The 22,756-nt window shown below is 57.8% G+C and carries 21 protein-coding genes; 12 read left to right on the top strand and 9 right to left on the bottom strand.

Annotation, left to right across the window (positions count from 1 at the left end; all coding sequences use genetic code 11):
* The first annotated feature begins 72 nt into the window (after window positions 1-72).
* From alaC to H035_RS20855, 6 genes are all read left to right on the top strand, one after another.
* Window positions 73-1,257: an alanine transaminase gene (gene alaC, locus H035_RS0111195; protein ID WP_022949065.1), complete on the top strand. Its 1,185-nt coding sequence runs from the start codon at window positions 73-75 to the stop codon at window positions 1,255-1,257.
* Between the two features lie 83 nt (window positions 1,258-1,340).
* Window positions 1,341-2,651, top strand: a complete 1,311-nt coding sequence (locus H035_RS0111190) for a homoserine dehydrogenase (RefSeq protein WP_026596525.1) — start codon at window positions 1,341-1,343, stop codon at window positions 2,649-2,651.
* A gap of 2 nt (window positions 2,652-2,653) precedes the next feature.
* Entirely contained in the window at window positions 2,654-3,724 is a 1,071-nt protein-coding gene (thrC, locus tag H035_RS0111185; protein WP_040574405.1) for a threonine synthase, read from the top strand.
* Window positions 3,725-3,728: 4 nt separating this feature from the next.
* Window positions 3,729-5,456 (top strand): single-stranded-DNA-specific exonuclease RecJ, encoded by a 1,728-nt coding sequence (recJ, locus tag H035_RS0111180; RefSeq protein WP_022949062.1) that lies wholly within the window; start codon window positions 3,729-3,731, stop codon window positions 5,454-5,456.
* Window positions 5,453-6,313 (top strand): carboxylating nicotinate-nucleotide diphosphorylase, encoded by an 861-nt coding sequence (gene nadC, locus H035_RS0111175; protein WP_022949061.1) that lies wholly within the window; start codon window positions 5,453-5,455, stop codon window positions 6,311-6,313. The genes recJ and nadC overlap by 4 nt, the downstream gene beginning before the upstream one ends.
* Window positions 6,297-6,821, top strand: a complete 525-nt coding sequence (locus tag H035_RS20855; protein ID WP_022949060.1) for a hypothetical protein — start codon at window positions 6,297-6,299, stop codon at window positions 6,819-6,821. The genes nadC and H035_RS20855 overlap by 17 nt, the downstream gene beginning before the upstream one ends.
* Before the next feature lie 8 nt (window positions 6,822-6,829).
* Here H035_RS20855 and H035_RS0111165 read toward each other — a convergent pair whose 3' ends face one another.
* The 3 genes from H035_RS0111165 to H035_RS19370 are packed head-to-tail and all read right to left on the bottom strand — an operon-like array spanning window position 6,830 to window position 10,467.
* Window positions 6,830-7,198 carry a YraN family protein gene (locus tag H035_RS0111165; RefSeq protein ID WP_022949059.1) on the bottom strand — a complete coding sequence of 123 codons (369 nt, stop codon included), beginning with the start codon at window positions 7,196-7,198 and terminating at the stop codon, window positions 6,830-6,832.
* Window positions 7,185-9,077: a penicillin-binding protein activator gene (locus H035_RS0111160; RefSeq protein ID WP_022949058.1), complete on the bottom strand. Its 1,893-nt coding sequence runs from the start codon at window positions 9,075-9,077 to the stop codon at window positions 7,185-7,187. The genes H035_RS0111165 and H035_RS0111160 overlap by 14 nt, the downstream gene beginning before the upstream one ends.
* A gap of 10 nt (window positions 9,078-9,087) precedes the next feature.
* Entirely contained in the window at window positions 9,088-10,467 is a 1,380-nt protein-coding gene (locus H035_RS19370; RefSeq protein WP_022949057.1) for a citrate synthase, read from the bottom strand.
* Between the two features lie 144 nt (window positions 10,468-10,611).
* On the opposite strand from H035_RS19370, the gene H035_RS0111150 reads away from it, so the two are divergent.
* Window positions 10,612-12,192: a peptide chain release factor 3 gene (locus H035_RS0111150; protein ID WP_022949056.1), complete on the top strand. Its 1,581-nt coding sequence runs from the start codon at window positions 10,612-10,614 to the stop codon at window positions 12,190-12,192.
* A gap of 212 nt (window positions 12,193-12,404) precedes the next feature.
* The gene (locus H035_RS19365) at window positions 12,405-12,839 is read left to right on the top strand and encodes a c-type cytochrome (RefSeq protein ID WP_022949055.1); all 435 of its coding nucleotides are present in this window, start codon (window positions 12,405-12,407) and stop codon (window positions 12,837-12,839) included.
* A gap of 59 nt (window positions 12,840-12,898) precedes the next feature.
* On the opposite strand, the gene cysG is transcribed toward H035_RS19365, so the two are convergent.
* Window positions 12,899-14,305: a siroheme synthase CysG gene (gene cysG, locus H035_RS0111140; protein WP_022949054.1), complete on the bottom strand. Its 1,407-nt coding sequence runs from the start codon at window positions 14,303-14,305 to the stop codon at window positions 12,899-12,901.
* Here cysG and H035_RS22860 point away from each other — a divergent pair.
* The gene (locus H035_RS22860) at window positions 14,207-14,587 is read left to right on the top strand and encodes a sulfurtransferase TusA family protein (RefSeq protein WP_456152366.1); all 381 of its coding nucleotides are present in this window, start codon (window positions 14,207-14,209) and stop codon (window positions 14,585-14,587) included. The genes cysG and H035_RS22860 overlap by 99 nt on opposite strands.
* 117 nt (window positions 14,588-14,704) lie before the next feature.
* On the opposite strand, the gene H035_RS0111130 is transcribed toward H035_RS22860, so the two are convergent.
* Window positions 14,705-15,406 (bottom strand): histidinol-phosphatase, encoded by a 702-nt coding sequence (locus H035_RS0111130; RefSeq protein WP_022949052.1) that lies wholly within the window; start codon window positions 15,404-15,406, stop codon window positions 14,705-14,707.
* Between the two features lie 90 nt (window positions 15,407-15,496).
* Between H035_RS0111130 and H035_RS0111125 the strand changes: the two genes are divergently transcribed.
* Genes H035_RS0111125 through H035_RS0111115 form a run of 3 tightly spaced genes read left to right on the top strand, consistent with a single transcriptional unit; the run spans window position 15,497 to window position 17,714 of the window.
* On the top strand, window positions 15,497-16,021 hold the full coding sequence (locus tag H035_RS0111125) for an RNA pyrophosphohydrolase (RefSeq protein ID WP_022949051.1): 525 nt from the start codon (window positions 15,497-15,499) through the stop codon (window positions 16,019-16,021).
* A gap of 36 nt (window positions 16,022-16,057) precedes the next feature.
* Entirely contained in the window at window positions 16,058-16,504 is a 447-nt protein-coding gene (locus tag H035_RS22495) for a type 2 periplasmic-binding domain-containing protein (RefSeq protein ID WP_026596524.1), read from the top strand.
* Window positions 16,505-16,529: 25 nt separating this feature from the next.
* Window positions 16,530-17,714 (top strand): porin family protein, encoded by a 1,185-nt coding sequence (locus tag H035_RS0111115; RefSeq protein ID WP_152486019.1) that lies wholly within the window; start codon window positions 16,530-16,532, stop codon window positions 17,712-17,714.
* 1 nt (window position 17,715) lies between these two features.
* On the opposite strand, the gene cpdA is transcribed toward H035_RS0111115, so the two are convergent.
* From cpdA to ilvD, 4 genes are read right to left on the bottom strand one after another with little or no spacing between them, the layout of a single operon-like run.
* The gene (cpdA, locus tag H035_RS0111110) at window positions 17,716-18,567 is read right to left on the bottom strand and encodes a 3',5'-cyclic-AMP phosphodiesterase (protein ID WP_022949048.1); all 852 of its coding nucleotides are present in this window, start codon (window positions 18,565-18,567) and stop codon (window positions 17,716-17,718) included.
* Window positions 18,564-19,871 (bottom strand): amino-acid N-acetyltransferase, encoded by a 1,308-nt coding sequence (gene argA / locus H035_RS0111105; RefSeq protein WP_022949047.1) that lies wholly within the window; start codon window positions 19,869-19,871, stop codon window positions 18,564-18,566. Before argA ends, cpdA begins: the two co-directional genes overlap by 4 nt.
* A gap of 3 nt (window positions 19,872-19,874) precedes the next feature.
* Window positions 19,875-21,023, bottom strand: coding sequence for an acetylornithine deacetylase (gene argE, locus H035_RS0111100; RefSeq protein ID WP_022949046.1), 1,149 nt, complete (start codon window positions 21,021-21,023; stop codon window positions 19,875-19,877).
* A 6-nt stretch (window positions 21,024-21,029) separates the two neighbouring features.
* Window positions 21,030-22,730 (bottom strand): dihydroxy-acid dehydratase, encoded by a 1,701-nt coding sequence (gene ilvD / locus H035_RS0111095; protein WP_022949045.1) that lies wholly within the window; start codon window positions 22,728-22,730, stop codon window positions 21,030-21,032.
* Between the last annotated feature and the right edge of the window lie 26 nt (window positions 22,731-22,756).

Raw genomic sequence — 22,756 nt, 5'->3', positions numbered from 1 at the left:
CCAGTGGCATTAATACTTATTAAGTAGCACAATATTCGTTTATTCAAGCGAAAGAAGTTCTGAGAAATTTCCATGGAAGAATTTCAGCGCATCAAGCGCCTTCCCCCCTATGTGTTCAATATCGTCAATCAGCTCAAGGCCAAGCAGCGGGCGGCGGGAGAGGACATTATCGATTTCGGGATGGGCAATCCCGACCAGCCGCCTCCCCGCCACATCACCGACAAGCTGGTGGAGGCGGCTCAGCGGGAGACGACCCATCGCTATTCCCTGTCCAAGGGCATCCCCCGTTTGCGCAAGGCGATTTGCGACTGGTACGCGCAGCGTTACGATGTCCAATTGGACCCCGAGTCCCAGGCGATCGTCACCATCGGCTCCAAGGAGGGGTTGGCCCATCTGGCGCTTGCCACCCTCGGCCCCGGGGATGTGGTGTTGGTACCCAATCCGGCCTATCCCATCCATCCCTACGGATGCGTGATCGCGGGAGCGGATATCCGCCATGTGCCGTTGACTTCGGGCCGCGATTTCTTCGAGGAATTGGAGCAGGCCATCCGCGATTTGTGGCCGCGTCCCAAGATGCTGATCCTGAACTTCCCGGCCAACCCCACCACTCAGTGCGTGGAGCTGGAATTTTTCGAGCGGGTGGTGGCGATTGCCCGGGAGTACCGGATTTGGTTGGTCAACGATATCGCCTACGCCGACATCGTTTTCGACGGCTACAAGGCGCCCTCGATATTGCAAGTGCCGGGGGCGATGGATATGGCGGTGGAGTTTTATTCTCTCTCCAAAAGCTACAATATGCCCGGTTGGCGGGTAGGCTTCATGTGCGGCAATCGGGAATTGGTGGCGGCGCTGGGAAGGCTTAAGTCCTATCTCGACTACGGCATGTTCACCCCGATTCAGATCGCCGCGATCACCGCTTTGGAAGGACCGCAGGATTGCGTCGCCGAAATTCGCGACATGTATCGCCGCCGCAGGGATGTGTTGTGCGACGGGCTCATGCAATTGGGTTGGGAGGTGGAAAAACCCAAGGCGACCATGTTCGTTTGGACGCCCATTCCGGAACCCTATCGAGCGATGGGTTCGTTGGAATTTTCCAAGAAATTGTTGTTGGAAGCCAAGGTGGCGGTCTCCCCGGGCATCGGTTTCGGCCAGTACGGGGAGGGATTTGTGCGTTTCGGCCTGATCGAGAACGAGCACCGCACGCGTCAGGCCATTCGTGGAATCCGCCATATGATGCGGAAGGACGGCACGCTATAATGCCGCCCCCTCTGCGAGAGGGGAGCGTCTGAGCGAGCCGGATTGAAACCCAATTAATTTTCAGTATGCACGAGGAGAAACAATTGCACCCGGTCAAAATAGGCCTTTTAGGCCTGGGAACCGTGGGCGGCGGGACGGTGAACGTGTTGGCCCGGAACACCCGTGAGATCACCCGCCGCGCCGGGCGTGAAATTCAGGTGGCCAAGGCTTTTACCCGGGATCCGGAGAAGCCGCGTATCTGCGGGACCGAAGGCATCGATTTGGTCACCGATCCTTGGGAGGTGGTGGAAGATCCCGAGATCGCCATCGTCGCCGAACTGATCGGCGGTACTTCCTTGGCCAAGGAGTTGGTGCTGCGCGCCATCGAGCTGGGCAAGCACGTGGTCACCGCCAACAAGGCCCTGATCGCCTTGCACGGCAACGAGATCTTTTCTCGGGCCTCGGAGCAGGGGGTGATGGTGGCCTTCGAAGCGGCGGTGGCGGGGGGGATCCCCATCATCAAGGTGCTTCGGGAAGGGTTGACGGGCAACCGGATCGAGTGGGTGGCCGGGATCATCAACGGCACCGGCAATTTCATTCTCACCGGCATGCGCGATCAAGGGCGGGTTTTCGACGATGTGCTGACCGAAGCCCAGGCGTTGGGCTATGCCGAGGCCAATCCCGCCTTCGACGTGGAAGGAATCGACGCCGCCCATAAGCTGACCATTCTCGCCGCCATCGCTTTCGGCATCCCCCTTCAGTACGACAAGGTCTATACCGAGGGTATCACCCGGATCACGCCCGAGGATATCCGTTATGCCCAGGAGCTGGGTTATCAGATCAAGCATCTGGGCATCGCCCGACAGACCCCCGATGGCATCGAATTGCGCGTCCATCTCTGCTTGATTCCCGCACGCCGCCTGCTGGCCAATGTGGAAGGGGTGATGAACGCGGTGGTGGTCAAGGGCGACGCGGTGGGGCCGACTTTGTACTACGGCCCGGGTGCCGGAGCCGAACCGACCGCGTCGGCGGTAGTGGCCGATCTGGTGGATGTCGTTCGGGTATTCACCGCCGATCCGGGTAATCGAGTGCCCCATTTGGCGTTTCAACCCGATGCGTTGAGCGATCTGCCGGTCCTTCCCATCAGCGAGATCGAGACCGCCTACTATCTGCGCCTCAAGGTGGCCGATCAGCCCGGTGTCCTGGCCGATATCGCCCGCATTTTGGCCGATCACGAAATCAGCATCGAAGCGGTGATCCAAAAAGAGCCCCAGGAGGGGCAAATGGATCTGCCGTTGATTTTCCTCACCCACAAAGTCAAGGAAAAAGCCTTGGATGCGGCTGCCGCGAAAATCGAAGCCTTGCCCGCCGTCAAGGCACCCCTTTACCGAATTCGACTGGAAACCTTGGAGTGACCATGAACCGTTACACTGGTCTGATCGACCGTTACCGCGACCGCCTGCCCATCGCCCCGGAGACCTCCCCCATCAGTCTGTGCGAGGGCGATACCCCGCTGATCCGGTTGGAAAATCTGCCGCGTTTGATCGGCAAGGAGGCGGAGATCTACGTCAAATTCGAAGGCCTCAACCCGACCGGTTCCTTCAAGGATCGTGGCATGACGGTGGCGGTGACCCGCGCGGTGCGCGAGGAAGGCAGCCGCGCGGTGATTTGCGCTTCCACCGGGAATACCTCGGCATCGGCGGCGGCTTACGCGGCGCGCGCCGGAATCCACGCTTTCGTGTTGATTCCCGAAGGCAAGATCGCCATGGGCAAGCTCGCCCAGGCGCTGATGCACGGCGCCGAGGTGATCCAGATCCAAGGGAATTTCGATGCGGGCATGCGGATCGTCAAGGAAATCGCCGATCACGCGCCGGTCTCCATCGTCAATTCCATCAACCCCTATCGCATCGAGGGCCAGAAAACCGCCGCCTTCGAGATCGTGGATGCCTTGGGGAAAGCGCCCGATTATCACTGCCTGCCGGTGGGCAATGCGGGCAATATCACCGCCTATTGGAAGGGCTATCGGGAATACCACGCCGATGGGGTGGCGGCGAAACGACCGGTGATGTGCGGCTATCAGGCCGAAGGGGCGGCGCCTTTCGTCAAGGGCGAGCCGGTGGATCATCCCGAAACGGTAGCCACCGCGATCCGCATCGGTCATCCCCAGTCCTGGGACGGAGCGTGGACGGCGCAGCGGGAATCGGGGGGCTGGTTCGCCTGCTTTTCCGATGCCGAGATCCTCGAGGCGCAAAAATTGCTTGCCGATCACGAAGGCATTTTCTGTGAGCCGGCTTCGGCCGTTTCCATCGCCGGGGCGCTCAACGATCTGAAGACCGGCAAAATTCCGGAGGGAAGTACGCTCGTCTGCACGCTTACCGGCAACGGCCTCAAGGATCCCGATACCGCGATCCGTCAGTGCCAGGTCACCCCGCAAACGGTGGCGGCGGAACTGGAGGCGGTCAAGCGCGCGATTTTGGAACGGTTGTGAGGGGATGCGTAGGAAAAAAATTCGCCAGCGTCCGATACCTGCGCAGCCTCACTCCCTCCCGTCCCGACTGCATCCCGTTCTGACCCGCGTCTATCTGAGTCGGGGCATTCGTCATCCCGACGAACTCGACCGAACGCTGGCTGCCTTGCCGCCGCCGTGGACCTTGACCGGCATCGATGCCATGAGCGCGCGATTGGCGCAGGCCTTGGAGCGCGGGGAACGCCTACTCGTGGTGGCCGATTACGACGCCGACGGGGCCACCGCCTGCGCCCTGGCGGTCACCGGCCTGCGTGCCATGGGCGCACGGCAGGTGGATTTCATCGTTCCGGATCGCTTCCGCCTCGGTTACGGGTTGACACCGCAACTGGTCGAGCAAATCTTGGATCGCAAGCCTCAAGTGTTGGTGACGGTGGATAACGGGATCGCCAGCCTGGAGGGAGTGGCGGCGGCCAAGGCCGCGGGTCTGGACGTGCTGATCACCGATCATCACCTGCCGGGCGAACGTCTGCCGGACGCCGATGTGATCGTCGATCCCAATTTGCCCGATGATTCCTTTCCCAGCCGGGCTTTGGCCGGGGTGGGGGTGATGTTCTACGTTTTGACCGCTTTGCGAACCCGATTGCGCGCGCAGGATTGGTTCCAACTCCAGGGTATGGCCGAGCCGAATTTGGCGGAATTGCTCGATCTGGTCGCCTTGGGGACGGTGGCCGACGTGGTGCCCTTGGATGAGGTCAACCGCATTCTGGTGCATCAGGGGTTGGAGCGGATGCGCGCCGGTCGCGCCCGCCCCGGCGTTCGGGCGCTATTGGAGGTGGCCGGCCGGGATCCGGAAGGCTTGGTGGCTGCGGATTTGGGATTTGCCTTGGGGCCGCGTCTGAATGCCGCCGGCCGCTTGGAGGACATGGGTTTGGGTATCCGGTGCCTGCTCAGCGCCGATCTCGACGAGGCGCGCTCTTTGGCCCGGCGCTTGGATACGCTCAACCGGGAACGGCGGGAAATCGAGGCTCGAATGCAGAGTGATGCGCTCGAATATTTGCAATCCGATGAGTGGGACCGCGGGGCGTCTTCCGGGGTATGTTTGTTCGATCCGGCTTGGCACGAGGGAGTGATCGGCATTCTGGCTTCCCGCATCAAGGATCGATTGGGGTTGCCGGTCATCGCCTTCGCCCAAGGGGAAGACGGTTATTTGAAGGGATCGGCCCGTTCCATAGCCGGCCTGCACATTCGCGATTTTTTGAGTGAAATCGACGCTATCCGTCCCGGCCTGATCGTGCGTTACGGAGGTCACGCCATGGCGGCGGGTTTGACCTTGAAAAGCGGCGATTTCGATCTCTTCGCCGAACTATTCGCCGCTCGGGTGAAAGCGCAACTGGGCGAATCCGCGCCGGAAAGCGTGATTCATACGGACGGCCCTTTGCAGGTAGCCGATTTCTCCCTTCGGCTGGCCACCGAACTGCGCCGGGGCGGGCCGTGGGGACAAGGTTTTCCCGAACCGGTGTTCGAGGGAGATTTCGAGTTGTTGAACGCTCGCGTCGTGGGAGAGCGGCATCTGAAAATGTCCCTGCGGCCCCGGGGAGGTCCCCCTTTGGACGGGATCGTTTTTGGCCTGGACGACCCCGCCAAGTGGCTGGGTTGCGGCGCGTTGCGAATGGCTTATCAGTTGGACATCAACGATTTTCGCGGCCGCCGCCGATTGCAATTGAAAGCCGAATATCTGGAGCCGATTCAATGACGGTAAATGCTGAAAATGTCGATCGCGAGGAAATCCGCCGTTTTTTGGCCGAAGACGTGGGGCCGGGAGATGTGACCGCCCGGATTATTCCCGAATCCGTCCGGGCCGAGGCGACGGTGATCACCCGCGAGCCGATGGTTATGTGCGGTCGGGATTGGTTCGAAGCGGTATTCTACGAACTGGCCCCGAGTTGTCTCGTCGAGTGGCGGGTGGGGGAAGGCGACGAGGTGGGGGCGGACACCGAGCTTTGCCGCGTCCTGGGCCCGGCCCGGGCGCTGCTGACCGGGGAGCGCACCGCGATCAATTTGCTTCAAACCCTTTCCGGTACGGCCACCCGCGCGCGGCGTTTCGCCGAGGCGGTGGCCGGCACCGGGACGGTGGTTTTGGATACCCGCAAAACTATCCCGGGATTGCGTCGCCTACAGAAGTATGCGGTCAAAGTGGGGGGATGCGAAAACCATCGCTTCGGTCTTTACGATGGTATCCTCCTCAAGGAAAATCACATCCTCGCTTCCGGCTCGCTCACGCAAGCGGTGCGGCAGGCCCGGACGTTTGCGGAGGCGCTCCCGGTGGAAGTGGAAGTGGAGAGCTTAGCGGAATTGGAAGAAGCGTTGACGGCAGGGGCCGATATTATTTTGCTGGATAATTTTTCCCTTGAGGAAATGCGCACGGCGGTAAAGCTCGCTTCGGGAAGCGCGCTTCTGGAGGCTTCCGGCAATATCGACTTGACCAACATGCGTCGAGTGGCTGAGACTGGCGTGGATCGGATTTCGGTGGGTGCGATCACCAAGAACCTTCAAACGATCGACTTATCCATGCGGATTTCTCTAAAAGAGCACGGTGAGCACAAAACATAATTTTATTTTTCCGGGATTCGCTTTCACCTCGGTGGGGTTGGTTCTGGTTTTTTTGTGGCTGCCTCAATGGTCGGTCTGGTTCGCCTCCTGGTGGGTCGGATTGGCAGGGGGAGTGGCGGTGGCCCTGGCGCTGATTTTGGGTTGGCGCAAGAAGTTGGCGGTGCGCCATGTCTATGATCTCTTGTTATGGGGAAGTCTTTGGCTGTGGCTGGCCGGGTGGTCGCCGGTCTTTTCCCTGGAGGCCTTGGTATTCAAGGTTTATCCGGTGTATTTTGTCCTCCTCGACGCCTTGACCGGGCATTTCGTTCTCGGCCATCGCGAGCGGTGGAGCGTGGAAGAGCGGCGGTTCCTTGCCGCTTTAGTGCAGCAATGGTGGTTCGACGGGCGCCTGTTGGCCGGCTTGGTCCTGGCAAGCTTGCTGATGACCGGCCATTATTTGATCTATCCCCTGGCCGTGGGGCTCTTGACCGTCCGCCATGCCGTGGTAATGGCCTTGCAGGCCGATTAAGGTCAAGCCTAAGCTTCGGCCTGGAAAGCGTCGCGGACCCATTCCAACTCGAATCCTCCCGTGGTGGCGGTTAGCGCCACGACATCGAAGCGGACCGGCGCATCCTCGCGGTGACGGACGAGATAATGCTGGGCGCATTGGATGAGACGTTTTTGTTTGCGAGCGTCGACACTGGCCAGCGCGCCTCCAAAGCGGTTGTTTCGGCGGAAGCGTACCTCGGCAAAGACCAGGGTGCCGCGATCTTCCAGAATGAGGTCGATCTCTCCACCGCGCCAACGATAATTGCGCGTCAACAATTTGAGTCCCCGCTTTTCCAAATAAGCCAGGGCATGATTTTCGGCGGCCTGTCCGAGGGCGGTGGTACTACGGGATCGCATCGATCGTTTTTTCGGGGGCCAAACCGTAAATCACCGGTGTGCCTTGGCGGAATTCGGCACACGTCAGGCGGCGTTTAATATGCCCGCCATTGCCCAGTTCCAGGACGCCGGTGGCGCCCGCATAGCGCTGGCCGGTGGCAAGTAAACGGAAGGGGATCCGATAAGCATCCATGCCCAGGGCGACCAAGCGTAAATAAGCGCCGGAATGGATTCCCCATTCGGTTTCGAAGCGCTCTCTGGAAGGGGTATCGGTCCGTTCGCCTTGAAGCAGCCAGGGGATGTCGCAGAAGCGAACCCCTTCCAGGTCGCGGTCCCAGCGGGGTTCGGGATGTCCACTGTAGATGTCCCGGGTTGCATAGACGGGAAGGGTTTCTGCTCGATAGAAAAGGAGCTGCGGTCGAATCAATCGTCCTTGGCGGGGTTTGGCTTGGAGAAATAAGAAATCCGCATCCCGGCGAATGCGCGGTTCGAACTTCACCTCCCAGACCACTTGACGCAGGCGCTTGAAACGACGTTCGCTTTCATCCAGGTCGAGCAATCCCCGGATGGCGGGAGAAAAATCATTGGCCTCCGGATCGTACGGCTGGATTTCCAGTACGCGTCCGCCCAAGTTTTCCCAGTAAGCGGTAAAAAAGGTTGCGATCCGCTCTCCGAACGGCGTGGTCGGTACCAATACCAGTGCGCGTCGGCGATCGTGCTGCCAGGCGCTGTCGGCTACCTGTGCGACGCCTTCTTCGGGGGATAGGGCGAACTGATATAAGCCGGAGCGGGTCAGATGGTCCAGCGCGTTGAGAGCGAGTACCGGCGGGTTGAATTGTGCCTGGCTAGCCAGTTGCTCTAGTTCGGTTTTTTGGAGTGGCCCGATAATCAGTTCGGCCCCCTCATCGGTCGACCGCCGGTATAAGTCGAGCGGGTCGGTGTCCGTGCTGTCGTATTCCATGAATTCGACCGGCTCGCTATTCGCGGCGGAAGGGTAAGGGCTGTCAGCGAGTCTGCGGGCCGAGAGTATGCCGCTTCGAACCGCATCGGCGGCCGACTGAAAGGGGCCTTCCCCGGGTAACCAGAGGGCGATGCTTTGGGGGGTGCGATAACTCGGGAGACGAGCGGCAAGATGGCGTTCCAGGAAACGTGCGCGATCGGCGGGATGATAAGGATAGACCTGTCGCCACCGGGATAAGGCGCGATCGAGCTCCGGGGAATGATAGGGGTGGGCCCGCAGGGTTTGCGCCAGTTCGATCCAGCCGGCCAGGTCGCCGTGGGGCTTGGCCTGAATCTGCTCCAGCTCGGTCTCGGGCAGTAGCAGCAAGGCCTCCAAAATCGCCTGCTGGTTTCTTTCCACGGTTTGAGGGGATTGGAGCCGTGGAAGGAGGCGTACTCGCTCACGGATAGCGTCCGCCAGCCTTCCCTGAAGGGAAAAGGCCCGAGCCCGCAGGAGACGGTAGCTGGTTAACTTCGATTCCGTCAAGCGGTCGGGGTCGATCTCGCCGATGAAATCCAAGGCGCCGGCGGGATCGTCTTGATCCAACGCCAGGCGGGCCCGCAGTAAGGCGAGGGCGTTGCGATCATGGGCGGCCATCCGCTCCGGCCTCAGGTCTCTTAGCCGTTTTTCGAGGGCTTTTAGCTCGCCTGCGCGATACGATAATTCGGCGGCGCGCAAGAGGGAATGGCTGCGTTCCTGACCCGACTGCCGGTCGGCTGCGCTTAAATAGTATTGAGCTGCTTCACGGTGTTTGCCCGCTGCGGCAAGCGTCTCTGCTTGACGCAATAGGGGGGCGGCTAAATTTTCGGAGGGGCGTTGGAGTGGCGCGCAGGCGGCCAGCAACAGCAGGAAGACCGTGAAGCTGCCTTGAAGCCATCGAACCTGGATCGTCGCGGGCATGGTGATGAATTCAGGTGTTGTTACCGCCGCCCCAAAACCGGCTCCAAGTCCGCTGACCGGGGCGGGGGCGCTGATCCATGGGGACGTAGGGGCGTTGAGGACTGCCCACATAGAGTTGGCGCGGTCGGCCGATTTTGATCTTGGGATCGGCGATCATTTCCTTCCAATGGGCGACCCATCCCACGGTGCGGCCGATGGCGAACAAGACCGTGAACATGTTGGTGGGGAAACCCATCGCCCGAAGTACGATTCCGGTATAGAAGTCCACGTTGGGATAGAGCTTGCGCTCGATGAAATAATCGTCCTGGAGGGCGATTCGTTCGAGTTCCACCGCCAGTTCCAGCAGCGGGTCGTTGCGGTGACCCAGTTCCGCCAAAACTTCGTGGCAGGTTTGGCGCATGATTTCGGCGCGCGGGTCGTAGTGTTTGTAAACCCGGTGACCGAAGCCCATCAAGCGGAACGGATCGTTCTTATCCTTGGCCCGGTCGATGAATTCGGGAATCCGCTTTATGTCGCCGATTTCCCTCAGCATTTTAAGCACCGCTTCGTTCGCCCCGCCGTGGGCGGGTCCCCATAAGGAGGCGATGCCCGCGGCGATGCAGGCGAAGGGATTGGCGCCCGAAGAGCCGGCCAAGCGGACAGTGGAGGTGGAGGCGTTCTGTTCGTGATCGGCGTGGAGAATCAGGATTCGATCCAAGGCTTTGGCCAGGACCGGATTGGCTTGGTAGTCCTGGGTTGGAAGCGAGAAGGTCAGGTAGAGGAGATTCTCGGCGTAGCTGTAACGGTTTTGGGGATAGACGAAAGGCCAACCCATGGCGTAACGATAAGCGCACGCCCCGATGGTGGGCATTTTGGCGATGATCCGATAGGCCGCCAACATCCGCTGCTCCGGATTGGTGATGTCCATGTCGTCATGGTAGAAAGCGGAAAGGGCGCCGACGACGCCGACCATGATCGCCATGGGATGGGATTTGCGGGTAAAACCGCGGAAAAACAGCATCAATTGATCGTGGAGGAGGGTGTGGCGTTTGATGTCCCGTTCGAATTCGGCTTTTTCCTCCGGCGAGGGCAATTCTCCGTAAAGCAATAAGTAACACACCTCCATGTAATCGCTCTGGACGGCCAGTTCCTGGATGGGATAACCGCGGTACAAAAGGATGCCGTTATCGCCGTCGATAAAGGTGATCGCGGATTTGCACGAGGCGGTCGAGGTAAACCCTGGATCGTACGTCAGTACGTCGGTATCCGAGTAAAAATTGCGAATGTCGATGGCGGCAGGTCCGAGGGTGCCGTGCAGGAGAGAGCGATTATAATTTTGGCCGGTGCGTTCCCGCGTGAGAACGAAACCGTCTCCGTTGCCATTGCTTTTGGAGGTGGGATGATCTGTCATGGCATGTCTCCTTCGCAGCTCATCGAGGCCCTCATCGGGAATCTATTTTTCATAGAGTACCACGAAAGAAGGGGAATAAAAGCCGGGTATGCGTGTCCAACACTCACGTTATAATATTGGATTTTTCGAGTAAATAAGCGATTTATGGCTGATTCTTCCCAGGAAATACAAAAACGACGCACTTTCGCCATCATTTCCCACCCCGATGCCGGTAAAACCACTTTGACGGAAAAATTGCTCCTTTTCGGCGGGGCGATTCAAATGGCGGGGGCGGTGAAAGGGCGCAAGTCCTCGCGCCACGCCACTTCCGATTGGATGGAAATGGAAAAGCAACGGGGCATTTCGGTGACCACCTCGGTGATGCAGTTCGAGCACGGCGGCTGCTTGTTGAACTTGCTCGATACCCCCGGCCACGCCGATTTCTCGGAGGATACCTACCGCACCTTGACGGCGGTGGATTCGGCCTTGATGGTGATCGATAGCGCCAAGGGGGTGGAGGAACGCACCATCAAGTTGATGGAGGTCTGTCGCCTGCGCGATACGCCCATCATCACCTTTGTCAACAAGCTCGACCGGGAAGGGCGGGACCCCATTGAATTGTTGGACGAAATCGAGTCGGTTTTGGGGATCCAATGCGCGCCGGTGACTTGGCCCATCGGCATGGGGAAGCGTTTCAAGGGCGTCTACCATCTCTACGAGGATGCGGTTCATTTTTTTGATACTCGCCATCGCGATCGAGTGGTCAAGGGAGAGATGATCGAAAGGTTGGATAATCCGACCTTGGAGGAACGCCTCGGTGATCAAGCCGAGGAACTGCGCGAGGAAGTGGAATTGGTGCGCGGCGCCAGTCATCCCTTCGATCCTAAAGCCTATTTGACGGGCAGACAGACGCCGGTTTTTTTCGGTTCGGCGATCAACAATTTCGGGGTATTGGAATTGCTCGACGCCTTCGCCCGCTATGCGCCGCCGCCCCGGCCCCGACAAGCGGAGGAACGGATGGTGGCGGCGGACGACCCCGATTTCAGCGGCTTCGTATTCAAGGTACAGGCCAACATGGACCCTCAACACCGTGACCGGATCGCTTTTGTGAGGATCTGTTCCGGCAAGTACGCCAAAGGAATGAAATTGCACCACGTGCGGCTGGGAAAAAATATCACCGCAGCCAACGCCATTACCTTTCAGGCCGCCAGCCGCCAGCACGTGGAAGAGGCGTGGCCGGGAGACATTATCGGTCTATACAATCACGGCACCATTCAAGTGGCCGATACGTTTACCCAAGGGAAGTCGCTGAAATTCGGCGGGATTCCTTATTTTGCGCCGGAACTGTTTCGGCGAGTCGTCTTGAGAGATCCCTTGCGCGCCAAAGCGCTCCATAAAGGCTTGATCCAACTCAGCGAGGAAGGCGCGACACAGGTGTTTCGGCCTTTGAAAAACAACGATTTGATCTTGGGAGCGGTGGGCGTGCTCCAGTTCGACGTGACTGCATTTCGGCTCAAGAGCGAATATAACGTGGAATGCAGCTACGAGCCGATCAATGTGGCCACCGCGCGTTGGATCGAATGCGAAGACCCCAAAGTATTGGAGGACTTCAAGCGCAAGAATTATGAATATTTGGCCGAAGACGGGGGCGATTTCCTGGTCTATCTGGCGCCGACCCGGGTCAATCTCCAGTTGGCCGAAGAGCGCTGGCCACAGGTCAAATTCAAAGCGACCCGTGAGTTGTGAACATGCTTATCCTATATCCATGCATCACCTGCCGCACTGCATCTACTATGATAATTTCCCATTATTCTCCGGGAAGGGATTTGCTATACTGCGCAGCTCATGTTTAAAGGTCGGGTAACGGTCATGGCGACCGGTTCAGCCTCGGTTCACGGGGCGGCTGTTACCTTGTCACCACCCCATTGAAACTAATCCAAAAAGGAGGAGTAGATATTATGCGTCTACGCAAATTGATTTTTGGCGCGGCTATGACGATCACTACCTTGGGCATGGCTTCCACGGCATCCGCGTTGGAGTTCAGCAACGATGAGATGAAGTGGATGGGCATGAAGATCTATCAGCGGGCCGCCGGTCGCGGTTGCGGTACCTGTCACGACGTGCGCCCTTTTCCGGAACTGGACAAAAGCATTCAGCAGCTGAGCAAGGAAGAGTTTCTCGGTGTGGTCAAAAATGGCCGTAAAGGGACCATTATGACTCCTATGGCGCCGCAGATTATGGAAATCGGTTTGGTGGAAAGCGTGTGCATGACCGAAGAGCAGGCGCTGGATGCATTATATATGTATTTGAAAGGCGTAGCGGATGGGGAAATCAAGGGCAAGGTAAAAACACCCAGGTCCATCCGGGATAAGAAAAAAGCGTGCGGAAAATAATTCGCCCGTCGATTGATTAGCCTTTCCTCGGCCGGTCCGGGACATCTCCGGGCCGGCTGTTATTTCTCTTCTCCTTTTTCCTGGCCCTGAAACCAGGAAAGTTTCTCGCTTAATTTCACCACTTCGCCGATTATGATTAAGGTCGGCGCGGCTGCATTTTTCTCTCGAGCCCGCTCGGCCAGGGTGGAAACGGTGGCGATGATGACTTTTTGCTGGGGGGTGGTGCCCGATTGAATCAATGCGGCCGGCATGTCCGGAGCCATTCCATGTCGAATGAGCGCTTGACAGATTTCTTGCAGACCCAGCAATCCCATGTAGATCACCAGGGTTTGTTGCGGCACCACCAGCTTGTTCCAGTCGAGATTAGGTTGGTCACCCCGGCGGTGGCCGGTGACGAATAGGCAGGATTGGGCATGGTCGCGGTGGGTCAGAGGAATGCCCGCGTAGCTCGCGCAACCCGAGGCGGCGGTGATTCCGGGAACGACGGTGAAGGGGATTTTTTCGGCGGCGAGACTCTCGATTTCTTCGCCTCCGCGTCCGAAAATGAAGGGGTCGCCTCCCTTGAGACGGACCACCCGCTTGCCTTCTTTGGCCAGGCGGACCAATAAATGATTGATTTGCTCTTGGGGCAGGGTATGCTCGGAGCGGGCCTTGCCGGCATAGATTTTTTCCGCATCGCGGCGGACTAATGCCAGAATTTCCGCCGATACCAAACGGTCGAATACGACCGTATCGGCTTCTTGCATCAGGCGCAGGGCGCGGAAGGTTAATAGATCCGGATCGCCGGGGCCGGCTCCCACAAGCGCCACATGACCTAACGGGACGTGATCTTTGTTCGTAGATTTAAGGGCTGCTTCCATCGCTTCCGCCGCGGCGGTGGTTTGACCGGCCAGCATCAGTTCGCCCACCGATCCTTGCAGAACTCGTTCCCAGAATCGGCGTCGTTCCTTGGGATTGGGAACGACCGGTTTAACGCGAGTACGGAATCGGCCGGCGAGTTCCGCCAAGCGTCCGAAATTGGCCGGGATCAGGCTTTCCAGCCGCGCCCGGATCATTCGGGCCAAGACGGGGGCACGTCCCCCGCTGGATACGGCGATAATCAGTGGCGATCGATCGACGATGGCCGGCATGATGAAATCGCACAGCTCGGGTTGATCCACCACGTTGACCCATAGGCCGCTTTTTCGAGCGCTATGAGCGATGGTGGCATTGAGGGTGGTGTCATCGGTGGCGGCGATGACCAGCGCGAAACCTTTCAAATCGGAGGAATCGAAAGCTTTCCGCCTCAGCACGACTTTGCCGGACCGGACCAGTGGCTCGAAATTAGGGTGGAATGCGGGTGCGAGGGCGGTCACGATAGCGTCGGTGTGCGACAGCAGTTCAGCTTTGCGCAAAGCGACCGGACCGCCACCGATGATCAGGCAAGGTTTTTTATGCGGATTGAGGAAAATTGGCAAGAAGTCCATAATAATAAATCTGCTATCATTTTGTTTTTATTGTACTTGCGCATAAGTCAATCTATGGAGTTTGACCGGGAGCTGGATACCAGTGGACTGAATTGTCCTTTACCTTTGTTACGCCTTAAGAAAACCCTGAATGAAATGGGAAGCGGCCAGGTCGTCCACGTCATCGCCACCGACCCCGCTTCTATATTGGATTTTGGCGTTTTTGCCGATCAGACCGGTCATGGCATTTTAGAACAGATCGAGGCCAACGGTATCTACCATTATTGGGTCCGCAAGAAGTAGGGGCAACCCCCTGTGGTTGCCCAGTCCTTATAGGGGCAGGCAGGGTTGTCCCATCCCTATAGGGGGCAGGCACGGGGGCCTTTTGCCCCTACATGAAACAATTCCCTCCGGGGACGGCTAAGAGGGACCATCTAAGCGTACAGGCTCAGCGGTTTGACGCAAGGTTAGAATCGGCCAATTGCGGTGTCTGGCCGTTTGTTCCAGAGAAGAATCCGGATCGACGGCCACCGGCTGGCGGACTTTCTCCAGTAGGGGCAGATCGTTGTGGGAGTCGCTGTAGAAAGTGGACTGTTTCATACTCAGACCTTGTTCCCTAAGCCATGCCATCAGGCGCGTGACCTTGCCTGCTTGAAAGCAAGGGGTGCCGGTGAATCGGCCGGTGTAGCGTCCTTGACGAAATTCCGGCTGAGTGGCTATCAGGTGCTGGATGCCGAATAATTCAGCGATCGGCTCGGTAACGAAAGCATTGGTTGCGGTAATAATCGCTAATCGATCGCCGCGTTCTCGATGGTAGTGTACCAGGATCTGGGCCGCGGGAAGAACGAGAGGCTCGATTTTTTCAGCGACGAACCGTTCGCGCCAAGCGTACAGGCGTTCCGGAGGATGCTCGCTCAAGGGTTTGAGGGAAAAGGTGAGAAATTCGGCAATGTCCAAGCTGCCTTGCCGGTATTGCTGATAAAAGCGGCGGTTGGCCGCTGCATAAGTTTCGGGATCGACAATGCCCTGTTCCACCAAAAATTGGCCCCATAGGTAGTCGCTATCGCCACCGAGGAGCGTATTGTCCAGGTCGAACAAGGTGAGAGACTGGTTTGGAATCACTTGCGATGCTTTGGTGGGTTGTGTAGGTTATATTTATATATGAACAATAAATTTTATCATCAAATCCAATCTTACCTGCAGCATTAGGCTATGATTGATTCTGAAGGTTATCGCCTAAATGTGGGAATCGTTTTGTGCAACGATTCCGGCCAGGTTTTTTGGGCGCGGCGGGTGGGGATGCGTTCCTGGCAGTTTCCCCAAGGGGGGATCAAGTCGAGGGAGAGTCCGGAGGTTGCCATGTTTCGCGAGTTATACGAGGAAACCGGGCTTATCCGAAAAGATGTCGACGTGATCGGCCGAACCCAGAACTGGTTGCGTTATCGGCTTCCGGAACGATATATCCGGCGTCATTCGTTTCCTCTTTGTATCGGACAAAAACAAGTCTGGTTTTTGCTGCGGTTGCGAGGGCAGGAAAATCGCATTCAATTGGACCGCTGTCACAAGCCGGAGTTCGATGCCTGGCGATGGGTGGATTATTGGCGTCCGGTCCGGGAAGTTGTTTATTTTAAGCGGGCCGTCTACCGGCAAGCATTGGCGGAATTGGGGGAGTTGTTGATTCAAGGCACGGTTCCGGTCGATCCTAAGGGTTTTCTGACGACCCGCGGTCAGTTCTAAAGTCAGGATGATTGAACGCAGGCATTAGGGGGAAGGTTGCCTGGATTGCGTTGGGTAAGTTGGCTGGTTTTGCTGCCGATTTTGTTGATCGGCGATTTGCTTTGCTATGGTGATGAATCAGTGTCCGCTCCCGTCACGATTACGCATCCCGACGTTGTGGTCGATTCGTTGCGCCGCAACGAGGCGCGTGCGATTTTTGCCATGCGTCGCCGTACCTGGCCGGATGATACCCCGATAAAAGTTTTCGTCCTACCGGATAATCACCCGCTTCATCGCGCCTTTTGTAAAAAGGTTTTGAGAATCTATCCCCATCAATTGCGCCGAATCTGGGACCGGAATGTGTTTTCCGGCACTGGTCAAGCGCCTATTGAAGTTGACAGTGTGGAGGAAATGCGTAAACAAATCGCTTCTATGGATGGCGCGATCGGTTATTTGGGGGGGGAGGGTCTTGATACATCGGTGAAGGCTGTCACAGTCCATTGAGGTTTCCTGGTCAATGATTTCCAATATGAAACAACTTCTGACTGCGGCGGTTTTTTTAGGATGGAGCTCGATCTGTGGCGCGGAAGAGCAAGGATGGTTAGGGACCGCTCAAATTCATGGCTTTTTGAGTCAAGGTTTTGTCCTGACTTCGGCGAATAATTTTTACGGCGACAGTGAAAGCGGCAGCCTGGATTTTACCGAGGCCGGCGTCAATCTCTCGGTACGACCTTACGGGCCGTTGATGCTGGCGGCGCAAGGTGTATTTCGCCGTGTCGGACGGATCAACCCCAATGAATTTCGGCTCGATTATGCCCTGGCCGACTATGCCTTTTGGTCCGGTACCGAGGGCCGCGCGGGGATCATGTTAGGCCGGGTCAAAAATCCCTTGGGTTTCTATAACGAAACTCGGGATGTGGCTTTTACTCGGCCGACGATTTTCCTCCCCCAGAGTATTTATTTTGATCGAACCCGTAATTTTGGTCTTGCCAGCGACGGATTTCAATTCTATGGAGAATATTCCACCAACTGGGGTGATTGGTTTCTTCGTCTGGGAGCGGGTTGGCCTAATGGTACTAAGGATAAGGAATTTGAGCGTTTAGTTATTGGTGGAAATTTTCCCGGTCGTTTTGAGCCGAGGTTTTCTTATATCGGGCGTTTATCTTATGAGCTGCAAGGCGGATTGATACGTTTGGCCTTGACGGGGGCTCAAGTACATTCCCGATATGATCCTTCTAGGAGCAATCCTTTTCAGGCTGGAGATGCAACGATAGCACCAGTCATTTTTTCTGCCCAATACGACGGTGAAAAGTTTTCTCTGACCGGTGAATACGCACTGCGTTTTAGTGAGGTTAATAATTTTGGTCGTTTATTACCCGATATGAGTGTCACCAGTGAGAGTTATTATCTTCAAGCAGGCTATCGTCCGTTGCCTTCCGTGGAGCTAGTCGCCCGCTACGATGTGTTTTTCGCCGACCGCGACGATACCAGCGGTCGTAAATTCGCCGCCCTCACCGGCCGTCCCCGTCACACCCGCTTTGCCCGCGATTGGACGGTAGGCATCCGTTGGGATATTACCAATGCGTTTATGGTGCGCGCCGAATACCACAATGTGGATGGCACCGGCTGGCTGGCTTTTTCGGAAAGCCCGGATCTTTCCGAGCGCCAGCGGCATTGGCATATGTTTGCGTTGTTGGCGTCTTTCCGTTTTTGAGTCAGTAGCCCGCCAGGGAAAAATCGAGGTCCGGCGGCGGGTGGTCCAGTCGCTTTACCCACGTATGAATTTGGCCGCTGGGGTGAAGTTCCAACCAACGCCACCCGGCCGCTTCGACATCGAGCGCGAAGGTTTCCGATTTGGGCTGGAATTGGAAGCAAGTGGAGGGAGTGCTCCACAATCGAATCGACCGATACCGGCTCTCGAATACTTGATGGACGTGGCCGAAAATGACGCCTTTCACGTTGGGAAAACGCGCGAGACAATCCAAAAGTTCCGGGCCGTTGTCGAGCCGCATGGTATCCATCCAGGCGCTTCCCACCGAGAGGGGAGGGTGGTGAAGGGCGATCAGGCTGAAAAAATCGGAGGTTTCCGCCAGGCAACCGGTCAAGTACTCCAATTCCTTCGGGTTGAGATGCCCGCCGTGAGAGCCGTGGCGGTGACTATTTAAACAGATAATCTGCCAGGACCGACTCAGGATACGTCCGGCGCAATGTTGTTCTTTTCGGCACATGATGCGAGCCATCATCGCCGGATCGTCGTGATTACCCGGAAGGCAGGCCCACGGAATTTCAAGTTTTTCGAGATAGTCGAACAAACGCTCATAGGCGCCCGGGAAAGGGTCTTGGACCAGATCCCCGGTCACGAGGATCAAATCGGGCGGCCATTCTTCGGTGTTCTGAAGTCGGATTAATACTTCGCGAAAACTTCGTTCCGTATTGACGCCCATGAGTGTTTGCCGGGGATGCTCCAGCAAGTGTGAGTCGGAGATTTGCAACAGCCTGAGCGGTTTCCCGTGGTGGGCTAAATGCCAGGTGACGGGGGTAGGTTTTGAATCGGAATGCAGGGTCATAAGGCTTTGATGAGCACTTTGGAGTTTCGGGTATTGTTGTAATATTTCCTGCGTTGAGTTGGAAGGGCTTTAAAATCCGTCAGTTGGAAACCTCGTTCCAGGAACCAATGGGCGGTTCGGGTGGTGAGCGCGACCAATTGGGTTAATCCTTTCCGGCGTGCTTGATATTCGATGTGCTCGAGCAGGCGACGGCCATGATCCTGGCCGCGGTAGTCCGGATGCAGGACCAGACAGGCGAGTTCTCCGATGCGGTCGGTGGGAAATGCGTGCAGGGCGGCGCAGCCGACGACCAGGCCGTCGCGGTCGATGACCCAAAAATCACCGATTTCCATTTCCAATTTTTCCCTCGAACGCTTGACCAGTATGCCTTGCCGTTCGAAAGGCTCGATGAGTTCCAGGATTCCCGGGATATCTTCGAGTCGTGCCGGGCGCAGGTTCTCGAAGGGCTCGGCCGAGATCAGGGTGCCGATGCCGTCGCGGGTGAAAAGCTCCAGGAGCAGAGCACCGTCCGTGTGCCGGTCGAGAAGATGAACCCTCGCCACGCCTCGGTTGATGGCGGCAACCGCCGCCTCAAGGTGACGGCTGGTTTCCGGATCGAAGGTTTTTGCCACCAGTAAGTCACGGGCTTCTTGGCAGGTCATCTGGGGAATGGCTTGTTCCGTGGCGGAATCCCGACAGGCGGTTTCCATCAAGATCAATAATTTGTCTGCGTTTAGCGCACTCGCCACTGAGGTCGCCACTTCTTCCGCACTCAAATTGAAGATTTCGCCGGTGGGTGAATATCCGAGCGGCGCCAGCGTTACGAGGTTGCCTTGATCCAATTGCCGATGAATCGCCTCTTTATCCACCCGCCGGACTTCCCCGGTGAACTCGAAATCAACTCCATCTCGCACCCCTAGGGGCTTAGCGGTTACGAAATTTCCCGAACTGACCCTCAACCGCACCCCCGCCATCGGAGAGTCGGCCAGTCCCATGGATAACAGCGCTTCGATTTCCACGCGGGCGGTACCGGCCGCTTCCTTGACGCAAGCCAGCGCCGCCGCATCGGTGATGCGAAGCCCGTCGGCGTAGCGCCAGGCAATTCCTCGAGCCGAAAGGCGGTTTTCGATCTGAGGACGAATGCCATACACCAGGACCAGACGGGCGCCCAGCCCGTGGAGCAGGGCCAAATCATGGATTAGATGAGGAAAGGTTGGATCGAGCAGGGTTTCTCCGCCGAAGGTGACCACGAAGGTTCGGCCACGATGGGCGTGAATGTAAGGAGAGGAACTACGGAGCCAGCGAACATAGGAAGTCGTGTCCATCGTTCATGCCAGGCAGTGGCGTTCGATCAACCGGCGCAAGATCCCGATGGCCGGATCGATCTGGTGCAGAGAGAGATATTCGTCGGGTTGATGAGCCTGGTCGATGGAACCGGCCCCCAAGACGATCGTTTCCAATCCGAGCGCGGCCAAATAGGGGGCCTCGGTGGCGAAGGCCACGGCACCGGCAGTTTGACCGGTGAGGGTTTCACAAAGCCGCACCAAGTCGGCATCGGCGCTGGTTTCGAATGCGGGGACGCCGGCGAACAAGGATTCGACATGAGATTTGAGTTTGGGATGGACGGTCAGAGCGGTTTCCACCCGCCGCTTAAGTTCGCTTCGGACCGCATCGGGGGGCATCCCCGGTAGGAGGCGCAGATCCAAATAGGTCCGGCAGTGGCCGCAAATTCGGTTGGGACTGTCCCCGCCGTGAATGGCGCCCAGATTGAGGGTAGGGAAGGGGACCTCGAAGTCCGGGTTTTGGTCTTGGCTGAGTTCGTCGCGCCAACCCAGGAGCGCTTGGAGTACCGACGTCATGCCTTCCAGGGCATTGGCCCCCAAAGCGGGATTGCTGGCATGGCCGCTGCGGCCGATGACTTCCACCGATTCCATTAGCACGCCCTTGTGCATTCGGACCGGTTTGAGGTCGGTGGGTTCGCCGATGACCGCGAAGCGCCCCGCGGGAAGTCCGGTATCGGCCAGCAGGCGAGCGCCATCCATGGTGCTTTCCTCGTCGGCGGTGGCCAAGACGACCAATGGCCGCTTAAGCCGCCGGGGTAAAATTTCTTGCACCGCAGCCAGAATCAAGGCGAAGAAGGATTTCATATCCGCCGTTCCGAGACCGTACAAGCGTCCGTCTCGCTGAGTTAGTCGAAATGGATCTTGGGACCACTGTCCTTCATCGAAAGGAACGGTGTCGGTATGACCGCTGAGTACCAGTCCTTCGCCTGCTGCGGCGGGACCCAGAGTGGCGATCAAGTTGACTTTGTTTTTCGTTACCGCTTGCAGGGTGACTTCGAATCCGGCCTCGTCCAGCCACTGCGCCAACTGGTTGACCACCCCCCGATTGGATTGATCGAAGCGCGGATCGGCGCTACTGACCGAAGGTTCGCCCACCAGGGCGGCAATCATCTCGATGGGGGTGGGGAGCGCCATAGGAGGTTAGAATTTGTCCGTCAGTTGTTGGTCGGTGACCGCGCCTTCCGAAGCCGAGCTGACCAAAGCGGCGTATTTGGCGAGTACTCCCCGAGTATAGCGCGGTTCGGGTTTTTGCCAACGGCTCAAACGGTCCTGAATTTCGACATCGGCTAAATGTAGATGCAGTTCCTGACTTTCGGCATCGATGGTGATGGTATCGCCATCCTGAACGATGGCCAAGGGCCCTCCCATATAGGCCTCCGGGGTGATGTGTCCCACCACGAAGCCGTGGGTGCCGCCGGAGAAACGGCCATCGGTGATCAAGGCCACGTCTTTGCCCAGTCCTTTGCCCATCACCGCCGAGGTGGGCGACAGCATCTCGCGCATTCCGGGGCCTCCCTTGGGGCCTTCGTAGCGAATCACGATCACGTCACCCTTTTGAACGGTGCCGTCCAAAATTCGCTTCAAGGCCTGTTCTTCGCCCTCGAACACCCGAGCCCGACCGGTGAAGCTCAGGCCTTCCTTGCCGCTGATCTTGGCCACCGCGCCTTGAGGAGCCAGATTGCCTTTTAGAATGACCAGGTGGCTGGTGGGCTTGATCGGATTGTCCAGCGACCGGATGATGTCCTGGCCTTCGGGATAAGGGGCGACATCGGCCAGGTTCTCGGCCAGGGTTTTGCCGGTGACGGTGAGGCAGTCGCCATTCAGGAGGCCGGCATCCAAAAGCATCTTCATTAACGGTTGAATACCGCCGATTTCGATCAGATCGGCCATGTGGTAGCGGCCGCTGGGCTTGAGGTCGGCGAGTACCGGGACGCGCTGTCCGATGCGGGTGAAATCGTCCAAAGTGAAAGAAACGCCGCAGGCCGAGGCCATGGCCAAAAGGTGGAGCGCCGAGTTGGTGGACCCTCCCAAGGCGATCACCACGCTGACGGCGTTTTCGAATGCCTCGCGGGTCATGATGTCGCGGGGCTTGAGGTCCAATTCCAACAGTTTCAAAACCGCTTTTCCCGCTTCTTCGCAGTCCTTCTGCTTGTCCTCTGAGACGGCGGCCTGTGCCGAGCTTCCGGGGAGGCTCATTCCCAAGGCCTCGATGGCCGAGGCCATGGTATTGGCGGTATACATGCCGCCGCACGAGCCGGGCCCCGGAATCGCTTCGCATTCGATGGCATGGAGGGTTTGGTCGTCGATTCGGTCGTTGGCGCGGGCGCCCACCGCCTCGAACACGGAAACGATGTCCAACTTCCGACCCGCGTGGCAACCGGGCAGAATCGTGCCGCCGTAGACGAAAACCGCCGGGCGGTTAAGGCGCGCGATGGCGATCATGCAGCCGGGCATGTTTTTGTCGCACCCGCCGATGGCCACCAGCCCGTCATATCCCTGACATCCCATTACCGTTTCGATGGAATCGGCGATGACCTCGCGCGAGACCAAGGAGTATTTCATCCCTTCGGTCCCCATGGAGATGCCGTCGGAAATGGTGATGGTATTGAATAAGACCGCCTTGCCGCCGTTTGCGTCCACCCCTTGAATGGCGTGATCGGCAAGCCGGTTGATATGCATATTGCAGGGAGTCACCATGTTCCAAGTGGAGGCGACACCGATCTGGGGCTTTTGGAAGTCTTCATCGGTAAAGCCGACTGCGTGAAGCATGGCGCGGCTGGGTGCGCGTTCCATGCCATCGACGACGGGGGAAGAAAAGGGACGATTTTTATCGGAAGGCATCGGTAAAATTCTCCAGTGGGTATTTT

The organism is Methylohalobius crimeensis 10Ki, assembly GCF_000421465.1.
GTDB lineage: Bacteria > Pseudomonadota > Gammaproteobacteria > Methylococcales > Methylothermaceae > Methylohalobius > Methylohalobius crimeensis.
Note: the sequence above shows the minus strand (reverse complement) of the source record. Positions and strands in the feature narration are given on the sequence as shown.